Origin of the sequence: Halopseudomonas sp. MFKK-1, assembly GCF_027474385.1 — a bacterium.
GTDB lineage: Bacteria > Pseudomonadota > Gammaproteobacteria > Pseudomonadales > Pseudomonadaceae > Halopseudomonas > Halopseudomonas aestusnigri.
Window position 1 is genome coordinate 1,890,972 of the sequence record NZ_CP114836.1, and the last position, 20,023, is coordinate 1,910,994.

A 20,023-nucleotide genomic window follows, 5' to 3' on the forward strand; every position below is an offset into this window, starting at 1 on the left:
TCCTGTCTGGAGATGGTCGCGTCAGCTTTTGCCGGGGGGCAATGATACCCGTTTCCCGCTGGCCGCGGCCAATCCGTGGTGGTTTCCGGTTGCGCAACCTCGCTACAATGGCTGCTCGAACCGGAGGTGACATGAGCGCGAATACCATCAGCGTAGCCGAGAATCCCGCAAGCCTGCAGCAGACGCTGGAGCAGCGGGTGGCCTTTATTGTCGACGAGGCGCGACGTCAGGGAGCAACCGCAAGCGAGGTCGCGGTCAGCCAGAGTACCGGGCTGTCGGTGAGCGTGCGCAGCGGTGAAGTCGAAACGGTCGAATTCAATCGTGACCAGGGCTTCGGCATTACCCTGTACGCAGGTCAGCGCAAGGGCTCGGTCAGTACCTCCGATACGTCCGACGACGCCATCCGGCGGGCGGTTGAGACAGCACTGGCGATTGCGCGTCATGCATCCGAGGACCCCTGTTCCGGTCTGGCCGATGCCGAGTTGATGGCTACCCAATTGCCGGATCTCGATCTGTTTCACCCGTGGGAGCTGTCTGCCGAGCAGGCGATTGATCGGGCTCTGGAGCTGGAGCGCTCGGCCCTTGCGGTTGATTCGCGGCTGACAACCGACAGTGCGCAGATCAGCAGTCAGCAAGGCTGCCGGGTGTATGGCAACAGCCATGGCTTCATTGGCAGCGCCCTGAGCAGCCGCCACAGCAGCGCGGCGGTCATGATCGTCTCTTCCGAACAGGGCATGCAGCGTGATTACTGGTACGCCGTCGATCGCGTACCGGGGCGATTGCCAAGCGAGCAGGCGGTAGGGCGCAAAGCCGGTGAGCGGACGCTGGCGCGCATCAACCCCCGCACGGTCAAGACCGCCAAGGTGCCGGTGCTGTTTGCTGCCGATCAGGCGGTGGGCCTGGTTGGCCATTTGTTCGGTGCCATTTCCGGCGGAGCTGTCTATCGTCAATCCACATTTTTGCTCGATGCGTTGGGACAACCGATTTTCCCTGCCTGGATGACCATGCGCGAAACCCCCTACCTCAAGCAGGGCATGGGTAGTGCGGCGTTTGATGGCGATGGTCTGCAAACGCGTGAACAGGCCTTCATCGAGGACGGCCAACTGGTCAGCTGGTTGCTCAGCACCTACTCTGGCCGCAAGCTCGGGTTGCCCAGTACCGCCAACGCGGGCGGTGTGCACAACCTGCAGGTCACCAGTAACGCGGGCGATCTCGATGCACTGCTCAAGGAAATGGGCACCGGCCTGCTGGTGACCGAACTGATGGGGCAGGGCGTGAATGGTGTCACCGGCGACTATTCCCGCGGTGCCGGCGGCTTCTGGGTCGAAAATGGTGAAATTCAGTACCCGGTCAGCGAGATCACCATCGCCGGCAATCTGAAGGATATGTATGCCAACCTGCGTTGCGTCGGCAGCGATGTTGAACGTCGTGGTAACTACCTGACCGGCAGCTGGCTGGTGGATGGGATGACGGTAGGGGGCGCGTAGCGCTCCCTACCGTCAGCTGCAAGCCGTAAGCTTCAAGCTGCAAGTGAAACCCGCGCGGTTTTGACTTGCGTGGGTTTAGATTGAAGCGTCGAACGGTCGGAAAGCTTGCAGAAAACACTTGACCACCCTGACGCCGCATTCACCCTGTTGCAGCTTGCAGCTTGCAGCTTGCAGCTTGCAGCTTGCAGCTTGCAGCTTGCAGCTTGCAGCTTGCAGCTTGCAGCTTGCAGCTTGCAGCTTGCAGCTGGGCTTACTCCCCTTCCCCAAAATAGTCGTTGACCAGCTCCAGCAATGCCTGCAGGGCTTCTTCTGCCTGCTCGCCTTCGCAGCTGACGCAAACCTCTGTGCCCTTGCCGGCGGCCAGCATCATGACCTGCATGATGCTCTTGCCGTCAACCTGGTCGGTTTCGTCATGGCCTATGGTGACCTTGCAGCCGTACTGGTTGGCAATGCCCACAAACTTGGCGGCGGCACGGGCGTGCAGACCGAGTTTGTTGATGATCAGAACACGGGAGCTTGGCATCAGGGCAGGTCGCGGTGGCGTATCAGCAGGTTGGGTGTGTCGGCGCTCAGTTCGCGCACCAGTCGCTCGGCAATGTAGACCGAGCGGTGATGGCCGCCGGTACAGCCGATGGCGATGGTCATGTAACTGCGTTCGCTGGCGGCGTAGCGGGGCAGCCATTTCTGCAGGTAGTGACAGATGTCCTGGTACATATCTTCCACTTCCGGCTGTTTGCCCAGGTAATCACTGACCGGGGCATCACGGCCGGAAAAGGCGCGCAGGTCGGGCAGCCAGTAAGGGTTGGGCAGGCAACGCACGTCGAATACCAGGTCGGCATCCACCGGCAGGCCGCGTTTGAACCCGAATGACTGGATCAGGACCGAGGGCTGGCTGCCCTTGGTGCCGAGCAGTCGCTGTTTCAGGTGGTCGCGCAACTGGTAGAGATTCAGGTGGCTGGTGTCGACCTTGAGCGTGGCTAGGTCGATGATCGGTTGCAGCAGCAGTGCTTCACGGTCCAGGGCCTCGCCAAGTGACAGGTTGCCGTCGGTCAGCGGGTGTTTGCGGCGGGTTTCCGAAAAGCGCTTGATCAGTACGTCGTTACGCGAGGCCAGGAACAGCACGTCACACTGGACTCCTGCATTGCGTACGTCCTGCAGCAGCTCGGGGAAGCGTGCCAGGTCGTTGGGCAGGTTGCGGGCGTCGATGCTGATGGCGACTTCCGGCAGGCTGAAATCATTCTGTCTTGCCTGGCGGGCCAGTTCGGGCAGCAGGCCTGCGGGGAGATTGTCGATGCAGTAGAAGCCGTTGTCTTCAAGCAGATGCAGCGCGGTGCTTTTACCCGAACCGGAACGGCCGCTGACGACAATCAAACGCATGTCAGCCTCCGTCGCCGTCGCCAACCATGACGCGATAAAGCGCATCCGCGTCCGGTGCTGCGCGCAGTGCATCACGCAGCTCGGCGTTGTCGAGCTTGCCAGCCAGCATTTTGAGAATCTGCAGGTGTTGCTCGGTGGCTTCCTGCGGGACCAGCAGCACGAAGATCAGGTCGACAGGTTGGCCATCGAGAGCGTCGAAATCGATTTTGCCGTCCAGCTGCAACAGGGCGCCTATGGCCTGGTGGCAGTCTTCCAGACGACAGTGAGGGATGGCAATGCCATTACCAAAACCGGTTGACCCCAGGCGTTCACGAGCGATCAGGTTTTCGTAGATGGCGTCAGGATCCAGGTTGGTGTGCTGGGCGACCAGCTTACCGATCAGCTCCAGCACACGTTTTTTGGATCCGCCCTGAACGCCGGCGAAGGTACGTTCAGGGGTCAGGATGTGGTCTATTTGCATGGTGATGCAGTGAAGGTCCGGTTATCGGTCGTTCGCGCCTTGCTGACGGTCGATGTGCTTTTCCTTGTGCTTGATCAATTGGCGATCCAGCTTGTCGGTCAGCAGGTCAATGGCGGCGTACATATCGGAGTGTTCTGCCAGGGCAACCACTTCACCACCGGCAATGTGCAGGGTGGCTTCAGCCTTCTGCCGGAGTTTCTCTACTTCCAGGGTGACCTGGACGTTGGTGATCTTGTCGAAATGCCGCTCCAGGCGGGACATTTTTTCGGTGACGTAGTCGCGCAGTGCGTCGGTGATATCGAGTTGGTGACCGCTAATGTTCAGTTGCATACGGCATCTCCTGATTGGCTTGTTGTTGCTGGGTGACGACCTGTCACCCGGTATTGCCACTTGCGTGATCCCTGAACTGGATCTGCTGCGTTGAACGGCTCATTCGAGCCTGTTTTCGCAGGTACTAGACCAGTCTCTTGCGTTCGCTCGAAGGCGCGATGTTGAGCGACTCGCGGTATTTCGCGATGGTCCGTCGGGCTACTTCAATGCCCTGTTCTTCAAGTAAACCAGCGATCTTGCTGTCGCTCAATGGTTTCTTTGGGTTTTCTGCTGCGACCAGCTTTTTGATCAGCGCGCGGATAGCGGTGGAGGAAAATTCCCCGCCTTCGCTGGTGCCGACGTGGCTGGAGAAAAAGTACTTCAGCTCGAAGATGCCGCGCGGCGTGTGCATGTATTTCTGGGTCGTAACCCGCGAAATAGTCGACTCGTGCATGCCGACGGCTTCGGCGATGTCATGCAGCACCAGTGGCTTCATCGCCTCTTCGCCGTGCTCAAGAAAGCCACGCTGGTGTTCGACGATCTGGGTGGCGACCTTCATCAGGGTCTCGTTGCGACTCTGCAGGCTCTTGATGAACCAGCGCGCCTCCTGCAGGTTGTTGCGCAGGTAGGTGTTGTCGTCACTGGAGTCGGCCCGTCGCACCATCGAGGCATAGTGGCCGTTGACGCGAACCTTGGGTACCGCTTCCTGGTTCAGTTCAACCAGCCAGCGATTGGCGTCGCGGCGCACAATCACATCCGGTATCACATACTCCGGCTCGCCCGAGGCGATTTCCGAGCCCGGGCGGGGGTTGAGCGTCTGAATCAGCGCAACCACGTCACGCAGCTGGTCTTCCTTGAGCTTGCTGCGGCGCATCAACTGGCTGAAATCGCGGCTGCCGAGCAGTTCCAGGTGATCGCGCACGACGCGGGTCGCCTGGTCCAGCATCGGGGTGTTCTCGGGCAGCTGACGAATCTGCAGCAGCAGGCACTCACGCAAATCCCGCGCGCCAACGCCTACCGGCTCGAATTGCTGGATGCGATGCAGCACCATTTCGACTTCATCGAGTTCGACTTCGAGCTCTGCGGGCAGGGAGGCCAGAATGTCATCCAGCGACTCTTCAAGGTAGCCGTCGGCGTTGATGCCGTCGATCAGCGCTGTGGCGATCTGATAATCGGTTTCCGACATCGGCAGCAGGTTCAGCTGCCATTCCAGATGACTCTGCAGGGTCTCGCCGGTGCCGGTACGCGAGGTGTAATCCCAGTCCTCGTCATCCTGGCTGGGCAGCGAACTGGCAGAGGTCTGGTAGACGTCTTCCCATTGGGTATCGACCGGCAGTTCACTGGGAATCTGTTCATTCCAGTTGCCTTCCTGGTCGTTTTGTCCGTGCTGCTCGATGGAGTCGAGGGAGACCGGCTCGGGCAGGGTTACCGCGGGGGCGTCATCGTCGCCGCTTTCCTGGGCGCTGCTGCCGTAGTCGTCATCGCCGTCGTCTGCCATTTCCAGCATCGGGTTGGCTTCCAGTGCCTCCTGCACCTCCTGCTGGAGGTCAAGGCTGGATAGCTGAAGCAGTCTGATGGCTTGCTGCAGCTGCGGTGTCATCGTCAGCTGCTGCCCCATCTTGAGGACGAGCGAGGGTTTCATTGTGTCGCGAAATACCTTGTGCGCTTGATCAAACCATGTGCCGGGCGAAGTCCGGACTCGTTCCCCGCTAGCATGCCTGAGTTACGGGTGCTTTTATAGCCGGAAGGCGTGGCCCAGGTACACATCTTTCACTGTCTGGTCCGCCAGCACGGTCTCGGCGTCGCCTTCAGCGATGATGTGGCCGTCGTTGACGATATAGGCCTTGTCGCAAATGTCCAGCGTCTCGCGAACGTTGTGGTCGGTGATCAGTACGCCGATGCCCTTGTCCTTGAGGTGCTGGATGATCTGCTTGATGTCGTTGACCGAAATCGGGTCTACCCCGGCAAAGGGCTCGTCCAGCAGAATGAAGCTGGGGTCGGTTGCCAGTGCGCGCGCAATCTCGGCGCGCCGGCGCTCACCACCGGACAGGCTCATGCCAAGACTGTCGCTGAGGTGGTGGATATGGAATTCACGCAGCAGCGATTCGAGTTTCCCCTCGCGCGCCTGACGGTTCAGGTCCTTGCGGGTTTCCAGAATCGCCATGATATTTTCGGCGACGGTCAGCTTGCGAAAGATCGAGGCTTCCTGCGGCAGGTAGCCGATGCCTTCGCGGGCCCGGCCGTGCATCGGCAGGCGGGTCACGTCCTTGCCGTTGACGGTGACCTGGCCTTCATCCGCCTTGACCAGGCCAACGATCATGTAGAAACAGGTAGTTTTGCCTGCGCCGTTCGGGCCGAGCAGGCCGACGACCTGGCCGCTATCGATGGATACGGACACATCACGGACGACCTTACGCGATTTGTAGGCCTTGGCCAGATGGCGCGCCTGTAATGTGGTCATGGCGTTGCCGGCTCTTCGCTTGGCGCTTCGGTATTGCGGCTGCGCGGCTGAATCACGATTTCGATACGCCCGGAGCCCGCGCCGCCGTTGGCGCCGCTGCTGCTGTTGCCGGCATCGACGACCTGACGCTGAATGTCGTAGCTGACATGCTCACCCTGGAAGGTATTGCCGGACTGTTCAAGAAACGCATTCCTGATCAGCACGATGGTCTCGCGGTCGGCGTGGTACTCGATGGTCTCGGCGCGCGCCTTCACCGGCGGTTTGTTGGCTTCCGGCGTTTGCTGATAGGTGGCCGGTCCGCCCTGGGTGATCATGGTATTGAGCTCACCATTGGCATTGGTGGTCAGGGTAACGCGGGCACCGGTGAGGCGCAGGGTGCCCTGGGTAATGACCACATCGCCGGTGTATACGGCGGTATTGCGCTTGTCGTCCAGCGTCGCGCTGTTGGCCTGAATGCGAATCGGCTGGCTGCTGTCGCTGGGCAGTGCCAGAACGTGGCTCACTGGACACACGGCCAGCGTCAGGGCAAGGAGGGATTTAACGCACCTCATATTGGCCTCGTACGGTGGACAGCAGCTTCAGGCTACCGTCGTTGAGAAATAGTTGCATGCCCTCGGCAGTGGTCACACTGCGAGCGGCTTCGATTCTAACCGGTTGATCGGTTTCCGCGTAGTCACGGGCGGGAAACAGGGTCAGGGCTGACGTGGTCAGCTGACGCGCGTCATCGGTGTTCTGTTTCAGCAGGACATCGGTCGTCAGGTCAACGCGGTCACCGCGCTGGGTAACGACACCCTGACGCGACTTCAGCAGCCACGGCGTCGGGTCCTCTCCCCGGTAGAACAGCAGCTCAGGGTCTTCCAGGTGAGTACTGCCGTCGTCTACCTGATGAACGGCATGGGAGGTCGTCAGCCGGTATGCAACCTTGCCCTGTTCATTGAGCATCAGGATGCGCGCGTTGTCGATATAGAAGTCGGGACGGTCGGTCTGAGTCTGCGGCTTGCCGGTGTTGAAGCTGGACGGATTGATGTTCCAGTAACCGACAGCCATCGCCAGCGCTGCCCCGGCAATGATCAGCAGGCCGACGACCAGATAGCGTGGTAGCGTCAGGTTCACAGGTAGGCTGCCTGTGCCTGGTCCAGGGTACCCTGGGCGCGCATGATCAGTTCGCAGAACTCGCGGGCTGCACCCGCGCCACCGGCGGCGCGGGTAACGCCATGGGCGTGGTCGCGCACAAAGGTGTCGGCAGTGGCGACCGCCATCCCCAGGCCGGCGCGGCGGATGACTGGCAGGTCCGGCAGGTCGTCGCCAAGGAAGGCAATCTCGTGCATTTCGACCGGGACGATCTCACGCAGCTCGGCCAGGGCGGTCAGTTTGTCCTCGCGGCCCTGAATAAGGTGCTTGATACCCAGGCTGGCGGCGCGGCGCTCGACCAGTGGCGATTTTCGGCCGCTGATGATGGCGACTTCGACGCCCGAGGCGATGAGCATCTTGATACCGTGGCCATCCAGCGTATTGAAGGACTTGAACTCGGTGCCGTCGGGCATGAAATACAGGCGGCCGTCGGTCAGGACGCCATCAACGTCGAAGATGGCGAGGCGAATGGCTTTTGCGCGTTCGATCAGCTTTTCCATATTCAAACTCAGACCACGCCCGCACGGAGCAGATCATGCATGTTGAGGGCGCCCACCGGCCGGCCTTCAGTGTCTACCACGAACAGACCATTGATGCGGGCGTCTTCCATGATTTTCAGGGCTTCGGCCGCGAGCATACCACTGCGCGCAGTCTTGCAGTGACGGGTCATTACGTCGCTGATGCTGGCACGCTGAAAATCGATGTTGTGATCCAGGCTGCGGCGCAGGTCGCCATCGGTGAAGATGCCGGCCAGCTTGCCATCGGCATCTATGACGCCGGTCAGGCCGAGGCCCTTGCGGGTCATTTCCAGCAACGCGTCACGCAGCGGCGCGTTGGGCTTGACCAGGGGCATGCTCCCACCCGCGTGCATGATGTCGTCAACCAGCAGCAGCAGGCGGCGCCCCAGACTGCCACCGGGGTGCGAGAAAGCGAAGTCCTCGGCACTGAAACCCCGCGCTTCGAGCAGCGCGATGGCCAGTGCGTCACCCATTACCAGCGCGGTGGTGGTGCTGGAGGTTGGCGCCAGGTTCAGCGGGCAGGCTTCCTGTTCGACGCCGGTATCCAGGTTGGCGACCGCGGCCAGTGCCAGCGTCGACTGGGGGTTGCCGGTCATGCTGATCAAGGGTGCGCCCAGGCGCTTGATCAGCGGCAGCAGGGTCACCACTTCGGCGGTGTTGCCTGAGTTGGACAGGGCGATAACCACATCCTCGGCGGTGATCATGCCCATGTCGCCATGGCTGGCCTCACCCGGATGGACAAAAAAGGCGGGTGTGCCGGTGCTGGCAAGGGTGGCAGCGAGCTTGCGGCCGACATGTCCGGACTTGCCCATGCCGGTGACAACCACGCGGCCGCGGCATTGCAGCAGGGTATCGCAGGCGATGGTGAAGGGTTCTGCCAGACGCTGCAGCAGAGAATCTACCGCGTCGCGTTCCATGCTGATGGTGCGCGAGGCGGATGCAATATAGTCAAAATCGGCCATGTGCTATTCGTCGGTAATCGCTGAACGCGCAAGTATAGCGGTTTGTCGGAGCTAACTCACCCGCCTTGACCAGCTTCGTCTCGGCGTTAACCCGTTCTGGGGAGGCTGCCCATTCCCGGCTTGGGCTGCCGTCGGGGAACTGGTATATTAGGCGGCTTCGTTTGCCCGAGGTCTGGGCATGATCCGCAAAGGCCCGAACAGCACTATGACCGACGTGTCAGATTACATCGTAGACCTTCAGGGCGTGACCTTCCGGCGCGGCCAGCGAGTCATCTTTGATGGTGTGGATATCCGTATTCCCCGCGGCAAGGTCACCGGCATCATGGGTCCGTCCGGGTGCGGCAAAACCACGCTGCTGCGCCTGATCGGCGCCCAGTTGCGACCCGAGAGCGGGTCGATCTGGGTGAATGGCCGCAATATTCCCGAGCTGGGGCGCGAGCAGTTGTTTGCCGCGCGTCAGGACATGGGCATGCTGTTCCAGAGCGGTGCGCTGTTTACCGACTTGAGCGTGTTCGAAAATGTCGCCTTTCCGCTGCGGGTGCATACCGAACTGCCGGAAGACATGATTCGTGACATTGTTCTGCTCAAGTTGCAGGCGGTTGGCTTGCGTGGTGCCCGCGACCTGATGCCGGATGAGTTGTCCGGCGGCATGAAACGCCGGGTTGCGCTGGCGCGTGCGATCGCCCTCGATCCGCAACTGATGATGTATGACGAGCCTTTCGTGGGCCAGGACCCGATTTCCATGGGTGTACTGGTGCGTCTGATTCGTCTGCTCAACGACGCGCTCGGGTTGTCCAGTATTGTGGTCTCGCACGATTTGGCCGAGACCGCCAGTATTGCCGACTACCTGTATGTGGTAGGTGACGGCCAGGTGCTCGGGCAGGGTACGCCGGATGAATTGATGAACTCCGACAACCCCCGTATTCGCCAATTCATGCAGGGAGAGCCTGATGGCCCGGTGCCGTTCCACTTCCCGGCCAGGGATTATCTGCAGGATCTGATACAAGCGGAGAAAGACGCGTGAGTGCAGTCGACAGGTTGGTTCTGCTCGGCAGAGCAGGGCTGGACACCATTACTGCCCTGGGTCGCTCCGGGCTGTTTCTCGTCAATGTGATGTTCGGGCGGGCGAGCTTTGGCAACGGCTGGGCGCTGCTGGTCAAGCAGCTGCATTCGGTTGGTGTGCTGTCGCTCGCCATTATTGTCGTGTCCGGCCTGTTTATTGGCATGGTACTGGCGCTGCAGGGCTACAACATTCTGGTCGGCTACGGTTCCGAGCAGGCGGTCGGCCAGATGGTGGCCCTGACGCTGTTGCGCGAGTTGGGGCCGGTGGTAACCGCGCTGCTGTTTGCCGGGCGGGCAGGTTCTGCTCTGACCGCCGAGATCGGTCTGATGAAAGCCACCGAGCAGTTGTCGAGCATGGAAATGATCGGCGTTGATCCGCTCAAGTACGTCATTGCTCCGCGTCTGTGGGCGGGCTTTATCTCCATGCCGCTGCTGGCGATGGTGTTCTGCGTGGTCGGGATATGGGGCGGCGCCATGGTGGCCGTTGACTGGCTGGGAGTCTATTCCGGCTCCTACTGGACGAACATGCAGAATTCGGTGCAGTTCGTCGACGATGTACTTAACGGCCTGATCAAGGCCGTGGTGTTTGCCTTCGTCGTCACCTGGATCGCAGTCTTCCAGGGATATGACTGCGAGCCCACATCCGAAGGCATCAGCCGTGCAACCACGCGCACCGTAGTGTATGCGTCGCTGGCCGTGCTGGGGCTGGACTTCATCCTCACTGCCCTGATGTTTTGATTAGCCAAGGAATCATCAAATGCGTATCCGTAACCTGGAATTGACTGTCGGCGTATTTATTCTGGCCGGCGTGCTGGCGCTGACCGTGCTGGCGCTGCGTGTGGCCGGGCTGACTCCGGGCAGCACGGGCAGCACCTACAGTGTGCATGCCTATTTCGACAACGTGGCGGGGCTTACGTCGCGCGCCAAGGTAACCATGTCCGGTGTGACCATTGGTCAGGTCACTGCCATTGAATTCGACAAGAATCGTTACAGTGCGCGGGTAGATATGGCCATCGACAGTGACGTTGATACCCTGCCTGCCGACAGCACCGCATCGATTCTGACTGCCGGCCTGCTGGGCGAGAAATACGTTGGTATTTCGGTGGGTGGCGAGGAAGACCTGTTGGTTGACGGCAGCGAAATCTATGACACCCAGTCTGCACTGGTGCTGGAGGAACTGATCGGCCGGTTCCTGCTCAATACAGTAAGCAAGGAAGACTGACTGCAGTCAGCCCCACAGGAGAATGTACATGCGCCCGATCATCAATGCCTTTGTTGCCCTCACGCTGCTGTTGCCGGCGCTTGCCTTGGCTTCCGCGACCCCACAACAGGTTGTCGAGGATACCTCGCGCAAGGTCATGGAGGTGCTTGACGCCAACCGTGAGACCTATCGCAACGACGTGGAAGCGTTCACCGTTGGTCTGAATGACGTGCTGGAGCCGGTTGTCGATTTTGACGGCATTGCGCGCAGCGTCATGACCGTGCGCTACAGCCGCGGTGCCAGCGACGCCCAGATGCAGCGCTTTATCGAGACATTCAAGCGCAGCATGGTGCAGTTCTACGGCAATGCGCTGCTGGACTTCCAGAGCGGTGAGATCACCGTGCTGCCGGCCAACAACCGTGAGCCGCGCCCTGACCGCGCCAGTGTCGACATGCAGGTCAAGGCCAATGATGGCCAGGTCTATACCGCCACCTACACCATGTCCGACATCAATGGCCAGTGGAAGGTGCGTAACGTCATCGTCGAGGGTATCAACATCGGCCTGCTGTTCCGTGATCAGTTTGCGCAGGCCATGAAGACCCACAACAACAACCTGGATGCGGTTATCGACAACTGGGGCAGTGTTGTCGCCAAGTCACGTGAAGTGGCCTCCCAAGAGGTGCAGCAGTGAGCAATGCCAGCTTGCAGGTCGATGCCGAGGGCGTTGTGCGCCTGGCTGGCGTAATCGATTTTGACTCTGCCGGATCTGTGCGCGACGGGCTGCAGCAGGCTGCAGCCGGGGGGCAGGGGCCGCTGGTGCTGGATATGTCCGGGGTGACGCAGGCCAACAGTGTTGGCCTGTCTTTGATTTTGCGCGCGGCAGAACATTGCCGGCAGCAGGGGCGCGAGTTGCGGTTACGCTCGGTTCCGGGCGTGCTGCAGAGTATCGCCCGGGTATGCGGGCTGGATGCCTGGCTGAGCGATGTTGAGCGAGCCCGAGACAATTAGCTTTCAGGCGTTCTGCTCCAGCAGGGCGCCGCAAGGAGTAATTTGCAATGCAATCAGATGAAGTAAAGGCGTTGATCGAATCACGCCTGGAAGATGCCCGGGTCGAGGTTGAAGGCGAGGGCTGCAACTTTCAGCTCAACGTGATCAGCGACACCCTCGCGGCATTGTCACCGGTCAAGCGTCAGCAGCAGATTTATGCGCTGCTCAACGACTATATCGCTGACGGCCGTATCCACGCCGTTACCATGAAGTTTTACACCCAGGAGGCCTGGGCGTCGCGCGCCTGAGGTCTGGAGTACGTACCACGTATGGACAAACTGATCATCACCGGCGGCAATCGCCTGGATGGGGAAATCCGGATTTCCGGGGCCAAGAACTCGGCCCTGCCGATCCTCGCTGCCACGCTGCTGGCGGATGAACCTGTCGTTATTTCCAACCTGCCGCACTTGCATGACATCACCACCATGATCGAACTGTTCGGTCGTATGGGTGTGCTGCCGGTTATCGATGAGCGCCTGGGTGTCGAAGTCGATCCGACTCGCATCACCTCGCTGGTCGCACCCTACGAGCTGGTCAAGACCATGCGTGCATCGATCCTGGTGCTCGGCCCTATGGTTGCGCACTTCGGGCGTGCTGAAGTGGCGCTGCCGGGTGGCTGCGCCATTGGTTCGCGTCCGGTTGACCTGCACATTCGCGGGCTGGAAGCGATGGGTGCGACGATCATCGTCGAAGATGGTTATATCAAGGCTACAGCCCCCGAGGGCGGTCTGCGTGGCGCGCACTTCCTGTTCGATACCGTGACCGTGACCGGGACCGAAAACATTCTGATGGCGGCTACCCTGGCCAAGGGCAAGACCGTCATCGAAAACGCCGCGCGTGAGCCTGAAGTGGTCGATCTGGCCGAATGTCTGATCGCCATGGGTGCGCAGATCACCGGTCATGGCACCGACACCATCACCGTCCACGGTGTCGAGCGTCTGCACGGCGCGCGTTATTCGGTGATGCCTGACCGCATTGAAACCGGTACCTTCCTGGTTGCCGCTGCTGCGACCCGCGGCCGGGTCAAGCTCAAAGACACCGACGCTTCGATCCTCGAGTCGGTGCTGCTCAAGCTGGAAGAGGCGGGGGCCCACATCGATACCGGCAAGAACTGGATCGAGCTGGACATGAAGGGTAACCGTCCGCGCGCAGTCAATCTGCGGACAGCGCCCTATCCGGCATTCCCGACCGACATGCAGGCGCAGTTTGTCGCCATGAATGCGGTTGCCGAAGGCACCGGTACCGTCATCGAGACGATTTTCGAGAACCGCTTCATGCACGTTCAGGAAATGAATCGCATGGGTGCGCGCATTCTGGTTGAGGGTAATACCGCGATCGTCACCGGGGTCGAGCGTCTGAAGGCTGCGCCGGTGATGGCGACCGACTTGCGTGCATCGGCCAGTCTGGTTATTGCCGGTCTGGTTGCCGACGGCGACACCCTGGTCGACCGGATCTACCACATTGATCGTGGTTACGAATGTATTGAAGAGAAGCTGCAGGCCCTGGGCGGTATCATTCGCCGGGTCCCGGCCTAACAGAGAGTTTTCATGAGCCAGAGTCTGACCATTGCCCTGTCCAAGGGACGTATTCTCGACGACACCCTGCCGCTGCTGAAAGCGGCGGGCATCGAACTGACCGAGGATCTGGAAAAAAGCCGAAAGCTGATCTTCCCGACCACCGATCCGAACGTGCGCCTGCTGATCGTGCGCGCGACCGACGTACCGACCTACGTTGAGCACGGTGCTGCCGATGTCGGCGTGGCGGGCAAGGACGTGTTGATGGAGTACGGCAGTCAGGGCCTGTATGAGCCGCTCGATCTGAAAATCGCCCGCTGCAAGCTGATGACCGCAGGCCCGGTCGGCGTGCCGGAGCCGACCGGTCGGCTCAAGGTCGCTACCAAGTTTGTCAATGTCGCGCGCCGTTACTATGCCGAGCAGGGCCGTCAGGTTGATGTGATCAAATTGTATGGCTCTATGGAGCTGGCGCCGCTTGTGGGGCTGGCGGACAAGATCATCGACGTGGTCGACACCGGCAACACGCTCAAGGCCAATGGTCTTGAGGCCCAGGAGTTGATTGCCACCATCAGTTCGCGCTTGATCGTCAACAAGGCTTCGATGAAGATGAAGCATGCCCGCATCAAGATGTTGATTGATCAACTGGCCGAGGCGGTAGAGCGCCGCAACGCCTGATCCGTTTTCGAGTAACCATTCCCTGAATCGCCAAAGGTATCGCTATGAGTACGCCGCTGAAAATCGCCCGTCTGAACGCCAACCAGAGCGATTTTGCCCAGCATCTGGATACCCTGCTGGCCTGGGAAGGCGTCTCCGACAAGGCGGTTAATGACCGGGTTGAGGAAATTATCGCAGCGGTGCGCTCCAGCGGTGATGCGGCGCTGGTCGAGTACACCGAACGCTTTGACGGCCTCTCGGCCGGCAATATGGCCGATCTGACCCTTGATCGCGCCCGCCTGGAGCTGGCGCTTGAACGCATTACTCCGGCGCAGCGCAGCGCGCTGGAAGTGGCCGCCGAGCGTGTGCGCAGTTACCACGAGCACCAGCGCCAGGACTCCTGGCGCTACACCGAAGCTGATGGCACCGTGCTTGGCCAAAAGATCACTCCGCTGGATCGGGTAGGGCTTTACGTCCCCGGTGGCAAGGCGTCCTATCCGTCCTCGGTCCTGATGAATGCCATTCCGGCCAAGGTTGCCGGTGTGCCGGAAGTCGTCATGGTAGTGCCCACGCCGCGCGGCGAGATTAACGAGCTGGTGCTGGCGGCGGCCTGTCTGGCCGGTGTCGACCACGTGTTCACCATTGGCGGTGCGCAGGCTGTCGCGGCGCTGGCCTATGGCACCGAGACTGTTCCTCAGGTCGATAAGATCGTCGGCCCCGGCAATATCTATGTCGCCACCGCCAAGCGTGCGGTGTTCGGTCAGGTCGGTATCGACATGATCGCCGGCCCCTCGGAGATTCTGGTGGTCTGCGACGGCCAGACCGATCCGGACTGGATCGCCATGGATCTGTTCTCGCAGGCCGAGCACGACGAGGATGCCCAGTCGATCCTGCTGTCGCCGGATGCTGACTTCCTGGATGCCGTTGAGGCCAGCCTGAATCGGCTGCTGGGAGAGTTGGAGCGTGATGCCATCGTGCGTGTTTCGCTGGAAAACCGTGGCGCACTGATCAAGGTCGATGACCTGGAGCAGGCCTGCGTGCTGGCCAATCGCATCGCCCCGGAGCACCTTGAGTTGTCGGTCGCGGACCCGGAAGCGCTGCTGCCGCAGATCCGTCACGCCGGTGCCATCTTCATGGGGCGCTTCACCCCCGAGGCGCTGGGCGATTACTGCGCCGGCCCCAACCACGTGCTGCCGACCTCCGGCACCGCGCGGTTCTCCTCACCGCTGGGCGTCTACGACTTCCAGAAGCGCTCGTCGATCATCTTCTGCTCGCCTGAAGGTGCCTCCGAGCTGGGTAAGACTGCATCCGTGCTGGCCCGTGGCGAAAGCCTGACAGCGCACGCGCGCAGCGCGGAATACCGCATTAAGAACTAGCGGCAAGCTTCAAGCTGCAAGCGACAAGCCGAGCTGTGCAGGCTCGGCTCGCCGGGGTTGGCTTGAAGCTTGCGGCTTGCCGCTTGTAGCTCAATCGAGGATTGCCCGTGAGTCGTTTCTGGAGCCCCTTCGTCAAGGACCTGGTGCCGTATGTGCCGGGTGAGCAGCCCAAGGTCGAAAACCTGGTCAAGCTCAATACCAATGAGAACCCCTATGGCCCGTCGCCACTGGTGGTGGATGCCATTCAGGCTGAGCTGAATGACAGTCTGCGTCTGTATCCGGCGCCGAATGCTGATGCCCTGAAAGACGAGATTGCCCGCTACTATGGCGTGCAGCCGTCTCAGGTGTTTGTCGGCAATGGTTCGGATGAGGTGCTGGCGCATGTATTTCATGGCCTGTTTCAGCACGGCAAGCCGGTGCTGTTCCCGGACATTACCTACAGTTTCTATCCGGTCTATTGTGGCCTGTACGGGATCGAGTCTGCGCCGCAACCGCTGCGCGAGGACTTCACCCTTGATCCGGCCGATTACCGTCAGGCCAATGGCGGCATCATTTTTCCCAACCCCAATGCGCCTACCGGGGTCGGTCTGCCGCTGGCTGAGATTGAGGTCATTCTGGCCGCCAACCCGGATTCGGTCGTGGTGGTGGATGAGGCCTACGTCGATTTCGGCGGCGCTACCGCAATCAGCCTGGTGGATCGCTATCCGAACCTGCTGGTAACCCAGACGCTTTCCAAGTCGCGCTCTCTGGCCGGGCTGCGGGTCGGTCTGGCTGTGGGGCATGCTGATCTGATCGAGGCGCTGGAGCGGATCAAGAACAGTTTCAACTCCTACCCGCTGGATCGTCTGGCGATTGTCGGGGCGGTTGCGGCATTCAAGGATCAGGCCTGGTTTGATCAGACCCGCAAGGCGGTGATGCGCAGCCGCGATGCGCTGAGTGCAGCGCTGACCAAGCGTGGGTTCGAGGTGCTGCCGTCACAGGCCAACTTCGTGTTCGCCCGCCACGGCAGCCGCGATGCTGCCGAGCTGGCCCAGGGGCTGCGTGAGCAGAAGGTGATCGTGCGTCACTTCAAGCTGCCGCGTATTGATCAGTTCCTGCGCATCACGATTGGAACTGAAGCGCAGAACGCCGCACTGCTGGAGGCTCTGGATACCCTGCTTTAGGTCCTGAACGACGGGCGAACCCCGACTTCCGCCGTGAAGCTCGCGGGTTCGCCGTTGCGCAGCACGTCGAGTCGAATGCTGTCGCCGGGCTTGGCGCGGGCCACCTGGTTCATCGCCTGACGGCCGCTGGTTGCCGGCTCGCCATCGATCTTCAGAATCACGTCGCCCGGCAGCAAGCCGGCATTCCACGCGGGGCCATTGCGGTACAGGCTGGCCACCACGATGCCCTGACTGACCTCCAGTCCGAACGACTCGGCCAGCTCCGGTGTCAGCGGCTGTACTTCTACCCCCAGCCAGCCGCGGATCACATGACCGTGCTGGATGATCGCCTGCATCACTTCAACCGCCAGCCTCACCGGAATGGCAAAACCGATACCCTGCGCTGCGCCCGATTGGGAGAAGATCGCTGTATTGATACCGATCAGGTTGCCTTCGGCGTCGACCAGTGCGCCACCGGAATTGCCCTGGTTGATGGCTGCATCGGTCTGGATAAAGTCTTCATAGGTGTTGAGGCCCAGCTGGTTGCGGCCGGTGGCACTGATGATGCCCATGGTGACCGTCTGGCCGAGACCGAAGGGGTTGCCGATGGCCATGACCACATCACCGATACGCTGCTCGTCACGGGAGTCGATGGTGATGGAGGGCAGGTTTGGCAGGTCGATCTTGAGTACCGCCAGATCGGTCTCAGGATCGGTGCCGATCAGGGTGGCAAGTGCTTCGCGACCGTCCTTGAGTGCAACCAGAATTTCGTCGGCGCCGGCGATCACGTGATTGTTGGTCAGCAGGTAGCCATCCGGGTTGAGGATCACCGCCGAGCCCAGACTGGACTGGCGGCGGGCCGGCGCGGGCAGGCTGTCGGCATAGTCGCGCAGTGAGCCGTCGGCACCGGGCTCGACTGCCTTGCTGGTATAGATATTGGCGACGGCAGGAGAGGCGCGCTCCACGCCGCGGCTGTAGGAAACCAGCCCCATGTTTGAGCGCTGCGCTGAAACCTCACGCAGGACGATGTCGTGGGCGGGCAGGCCGATCCATTGCGGGAATTGCTGAATGATCAGCAGGGCCAGCAGGATACCGCAGACAACCGGCCACCCCATCGAGCGTAACAGTGCGTTCATCAAACCCCTACCCGTCATCTGTGCAGGCCGTTACCGACCGGTGTGAGCGGCATTATACGGGCTCGTACCGGATTCTGCAGGGCATTGGTGACATCCTTGTAACCGTTCGGCGGACGCCGGACAATGTGGCCTTTTCCCGCTGACGCCACCGGAGGCACCATGGTTGATCGTGACGCGCTGATTCGCTACTGCAACGAGCTGCTTGATAGCGGCAGCTTTCAGGATTACTGCCCCAATGGGCTGCAGGTTGAGGGGCGTACCGAGATTCGTCGTATCGTCAGCGGCGTGACTGCCAGTCAGGCGCTGGTTGACGCCGCGGTAGAGGCCCGGGCGGATCTGCTGCTGGTGCATCACGGCTATTTCTGGCGTGGCGAGTCAGCCGCCGTTGTCGGTGTCAAACAGCGCAGGCTCAAGGCGTTGCTACAGAGCGACATCAATCTGGTGGCTTACCATCTGCCGCTGGATGTGCACGCCGAGCTGGGCAATAACGTTCAGCTGGCGCGGCTGATGGGCTGGCAGATCAGTGGCGGTCTGGAGCCGAACAACCCCCGATCGGTTGGGCTGACCGGCGAGCTGGCCGCGCCGTGCGCGGGCGAGGAGCTGGCCGCGTTGCTGGCGGCCCGACTGCAGCGTGAGCCGCTGTTTGTGGCCGGCCATGATCGGCCGGTCAAGCGCATTGCCTGGTGCACCGGCGCGGCGCAGGGCTATATCGACAAGGCCATCGCCCTTGGCGTCGATGCCTTTATCACCGGCGAAGTCTCCGAACCAACCGTACACGCCGCCCGCGAAAACGGCATCCACTTCTACGCCGCCGGCCATCACGCGACCGAGCGTTACGGCGCAAAGGCGTTGGGCGAACACCTGGCCGCGACGTTCGGGCTGGAGCATCGGTTTATCGATATTGATAATCCGGTGTAGGCAGCGCGAAGCGCGTAGCGCTGAGCTACAAGCTTCAAGCCGCAAGCTTCAAGCAAAACCCTCACGGTCGCGTAGCGCTGGGTTTCGGTTGTCGAGGGGCGAGGGTGAAAAGAACTTCAGGAAGCGCCGGACGACCCAGTCGCGGCACTCACCCTGATTACGCTTGCCGCTTGCCGCTTGCCGCTTGCCGCTTCCAGCCGCTTTTTTCATATCCATATAGCCGAAGGTTCTTGATCGGCTGCTTATTATAAGAAACTCCCTTTGCTACAATGCCTGCCAGTCGAATCGGGCCGTGCGGCCGCTAGCCATTCAACGTGAGTACACCATGCTGGAAAAACTGACCCATCTGAAGCAACTGGAAGCGGAAAGCATCCACATCATTCGTGAAGTGGCTGCCGAGTTCCAGAACCCGGTCATGCTCTATTCGATCGGTAAAGACTCCGCCGTGATGCTGCATCTGGCGCGCAAGGCGTTCTATCCTGGCCGTCTGCCGTTCCCGGTTTTGCACGTGGATACCGGCTGGAAATTCCAGGCGATGTACGAGTTCCGCGAAAAGATGGTCAAGGAAATGGACCTCGACCTGCTGGTGCATATGAACCCGGAAGGTGTTGCCCAAGGCGTTAATCCCTTCACCCACGGCAGTGCAGTGCATACCGACGTGATGAAAACCCAGGGTCTGAAGCAGGCGCTGGACAAGTACGGCTTCGACGCGGCCTTTGGTGGCGCGCGCCGTGACGAAGAGAAGTCCCGCGCCAAGGAGCGTGTGTACTCCTTCCGTGACAAGCACCACCGCTGGGACCCGAAGAACCAGCGCCCCGAGCTGTGGAACATCTACAACGGCAAGGTGCACAAGGGCGAAAGCATTCGCGTGTTCCCGCTGTCCAACTGGACCGAGCTGGACATCTGGCAATACATCTATCTGGAAAGCATTCCGATTGTGCCGCTGTACTTCGCCGCCGAGCGTCCGGTCGTTGAATACAACGGCTCGCTGATCATGGTCGACGACGACCGCATGCCGCTGGATGGCAAGACCCCGGAAATGAAGATGGTGCGTTTCCGCACTCTGGGTTGTTACCCGCTGACCGGCGCGGTCGAGTCCAGCGCCGCGACGCTGCCGGAGATCATTCAGGAAATGTTGCTGACCAAAACCTCCGAGCGCCAAGGCCGCGTCATTGACCATGACTCCGCTGGCTCGATGGAAGAGAAGAAGCGGCAGGGCTATTTCTAAAGCCGCAAGCTTCAAGCAGCAAGCGACAAGCTGAGCTGAG

General features: G+C 60.9%; 24 protein-coding genes. 13 read left to right on the top strand and 11 right to left on the bottom strand.

Going from position 1 to position 20,023, the window contains the following annotated elements:
- Positions 1-131 precede the first annotated feature (131 nt).
- A complete protein-coding gene (gene pmbA / locus O5O48_RS08825) occupies positions 132-1,487 on the top strand; it encodes a metalloprotease PmbA (protein WP_228246691.1) in 1,356 nt (451 codons plus the stop codon).
- A gap of 250 nt (positions 1,488-1,737) precedes the next feature.
- On the opposite strand, the gene O5O48_RS08830 is transcribed toward pmbA, so the two are convergent.
- The 10 genes from O5O48_RS08830 to O5O48_RS08875 all read right to left on the bottom strand — a co-directional run bounded on the left by O5O48_RS08830 (position 1,738) and on the right by O5O48_RS08875 (position 8,705).
- Positions 1,738-2,010: an HPr family phosphocarrier protein gene (locus tag O5O48_RS08830; protein WP_269688646.1), complete on the bottom strand. Its 273-nt coding sequence runs from the start codon at positions 2,008-2,010 to the stop codon at positions 1,738-1,740.
- On the bottom strand, positions 2,010-2,864 hold the full coding sequence (gene rapZ / locus O5O48_RS08835; protein ID WP_088273236.1) for an RNase adapter RapZ: 855 nt from the start codon (positions 2,862-2,864) through the stop codon (positions 2,010-2,012). The genes O5O48_RS08830 and rapZ overlap by 1 nt, the downstream gene beginning before the upstream one ends.
- 1 nt (position 2,865) lies before the next feature.
- Positions 2,866-3,324 (bottom strand): PTS IIA-like nitrogen regulatory protein PtsN, encoded by a 459-nt coding sequence (gene ptsN / locus O5O48_RS08840; RefSeq protein WP_088273237.1) that lies wholly within the window; start codon positions 3,322-3,324, stop codon positions 2,866-2,868.
- Positions 3,325-3,345: 21 nt separating this feature from the next.
- Positions 3,346-3,654 (bottom strand): ribosome hibernation-promoting factor, HPF/YfiA family, encoded by a 309-nt coding sequence (hpf, locus tag O5O48_RS08845; protein ID WP_088273238.1) that lies wholly within the window; start codon positions 3,652-3,654, stop codon positions 3,346-3,348.
- A gap of 124 nt (positions 3,655-3,778) precedes the next feature.
- The gene (locus O5O48_RS08850) at positions 3,779-5,275 is read right to left on the bottom strand and encodes an RNA polymerase factor sigma-54 (RefSeq protein ID WP_269688647.1); all 1,497 of its coding nucleotides are present in this window, start codon (positions 5,273-5,275) and stop codon (positions 3,779-3,781) included.
- A gap of 93 nt (positions 5,276-5,368) precedes the next feature.
- Entirely contained in the window at positions 5,369-6,094 is a 726-nt protein-coding gene (lptB, locus tag O5O48_RS08855) for an LPS export ABC transporter ATP-binding protein (RefSeq protein ID WP_088273240.1), read from the bottom strand.
- On the bottom strand, positions 6,091-6,597 hold the full coding sequence (gene lptA, locus O5O48_RS08860; protein ID WP_235005694.1) for a lipopolysaccharide transport periplasmic protein LptA: 507 nt from the start codon (positions 6,595-6,597) through the stop codon (positions 6,091-6,093). The genes lptB and lptA overlap by 4 nt, the downstream gene beginning before the upstream one ends.
- Before the next feature lie 34 nt (positions 6,598-6,631).
- On the bottom strand, positions 6,632-7,207 hold the full coding sequence (gene lptC, locus O5O48_RS08865) for an LPS export ABC transporter periplasmic protein LptC (protein WP_088273242.1): 576 nt from the start codon (positions 7,205-7,207) through the stop codon (positions 6,632-6,634).
- Positions 7,204-7,725, bottom strand: a complete 522-nt coding sequence (locus O5O48_RS08870) for a KdsC family phosphatase (protein ID WP_269688648.1) — start codon at positions 7,723-7,725, stop codon at positions 7,204-7,206. Before O5O48_RS08870 ends, lptC begins: the two co-directional genes overlap by 4 nt.
- Before the next feature lie 8 nt (positions 7,726-7,733).
- The gene (locus O5O48_RS08875) at positions 7,734-8,705 is read right to left on the bottom strand and encodes a KpsF/GutQ family sugar-phosphate isomerase (protein WP_088273244.1); all 972 of its coding nucleotides are present in this window, start codon (positions 8,703-8,705) and stop codon (positions 7,734-7,736) included.
- Positions 8,706-8,910: 205 nt separating this feature from the next.
- Here O5O48_RS08875 and O5O48_RS08880 point away from each other — a divergent pair, with 205 nt between their 5' ends.
- From O5O48_RS08880 to hisC, 10 genes are all read left to right on the top strand, one after another.
- The gene (locus O5O48_RS08880; protein ID WP_088273893.1) at positions 8,911-9,729 is read left to right on the top strand and encodes an ATP-binding cassette domain-containing protein; all 819 of its coding nucleotides are present in this window, start codon (positions 8,911-8,913) and stop codon (positions 9,727-9,729) included.
- Positions 9,726-10,505 (top strand): lipid asymmetry maintenance ABC transporter permease subunit MlaE, encoded by a 780-nt coding sequence (gene mlaE / locus O5O48_RS08885; protein WP_088273245.1) that lies wholly within the window; start codon positions 9,726-9,728, stop codon positions 10,503-10,505. Before O5O48_RS08880 ends, mlaE begins: the two co-directional genes overlap by 4 nt.
- Before the next feature lie 19 nt (positions 10,506-10,524).
- A complete protein-coding gene (gene mlaD, locus O5O48_RS08890) occupies positions 10,525-10,989 on the top strand; it encodes an outer membrane lipid asymmetry maintenance protein MlaD (RefSeq protein ID WP_088273246.1) in 465 nt (154 codons plus the stop codon).
- Positions 10,990-11,017: 28 nt separating this feature from the next.
- Positions 11,018-11,659, top strand: coding sequence for an MlaC/ttg2D family ABC transporter substrate-binding protein (locus O5O48_RS08895; RefSeq protein ID WP_228247572.1), 642 nt, complete (start codon positions 11,018-11,020; stop codon positions 11,657-11,659).
- Positions 11,656-11,976: an STAS domain-containing protein gene (locus O5O48_RS08900; RefSeq protein WP_269688649.1), complete on the top strand. Its 321-nt coding sequence runs from the start codon at positions 11,656-11,658 to the stop codon at positions 11,974-11,976. Before O5O48_RS08895 ends, O5O48_RS08900 begins: the two co-directional genes overlap by 4 nt.
- Before the next feature lie 47 nt (positions 11,977-12,023).
- Positions 12,024-12,263: a BolA family protein gene (locus O5O48_RS08905; RefSeq protein WP_228247570.1), complete on the top strand. Its 240-nt coding sequence runs from the start codon at positions 12,024-12,026 to the stop codon at positions 12,261-12,263.
- A 21-nt stretch (positions 12,264-12,284) separates the two neighbouring features.
- Complete coding sequence (gene murA / locus O5O48_RS08910) at positions 12,285-13,550, top strand: UDP-N-acetylglucosamine 1-carboxyvinyltransferase (protein WP_228247569.1); 1,266 nt, start codon at positions 12,285-12,287, stop codon at positions 13,548-13,550.
- A gap of 12 nt (positions 13,551-13,562) precedes the next feature.
- A complete protein-coding gene (hisG, locus tag O5O48_RS08915) occupies positions 13,563-14,204 on the top strand; it encodes an ATP phosphoribosyltransferase (protein WP_088273251.1) in 642 nt (213 codons plus the stop codon).
- Positions 14,205-14,248: 44 nt separating this feature from the next.
- Positions 14,249-15,559, top strand: coding sequence for a histidinol dehydrogenase (gene hisD, locus O5O48_RS08920; RefSeq protein ID WP_228247568.1), 1,311 nt, complete (start codon positions 14,249-14,251; stop codon positions 15,557-15,559).
- Between the two features lie 107 nt (positions 15,560-15,666).
- Complete coding sequence (gene hisC, locus O5O48_RS08925) at positions 15,667-16,722, top strand: histidinol-phosphate transaminase (RefSeq protein WP_269688650.1); 1,056 nt, start codon at positions 15,667-15,669, stop codon at positions 16,720-16,722.
- Here hisC and O5O48_RS08930 read toward each other — a convergent pair.
- On the bottom strand, positions 16,719-17,837 hold the full coding sequence (locus O5O48_RS08930; protein WP_269688651.1) for a S1C family serine protease: 1,119 nt from the start codon (positions 17,835-17,837) through the stop codon (positions 16,719-16,721). The two genes, hisC and O5O48_RS08930, sit on opposite strands and share 4 nt — an antisense overlap.
- A 159-nt stretch (positions 17,838-17,996) precedes the next feature.
- Here O5O48_RS08930 and O5O48_RS08935 point away from each other — a divergent pair, with 159 nt between their 5' ends.
- Positions 17,997-18,755, top strand: a complete 759-nt coding sequence (locus O5O48_RS08935; RefSeq protein ID WP_332367353.1) for a Nif3-like dinuclear metal center hexameric protein — start codon at positions 17,997-17,999, stop codon at positions 18,753-18,755.
- Between the two features lie 325 nt (positions 18,756-19,080).
- Positions 19,081-19,983, top strand: coding sequence for a sulfate adenylyltransferase subunit CysD (gene cysD / locus O5O48_RS08940; RefSeq protein ID WP_088273256.1), 903 nt, complete (start codon positions 19,081-19,083; stop codon positions 19,981-19,983).
- The last annotated feature ends 40 nt before the right edge of the window (positions 19,984-20,023 follow it).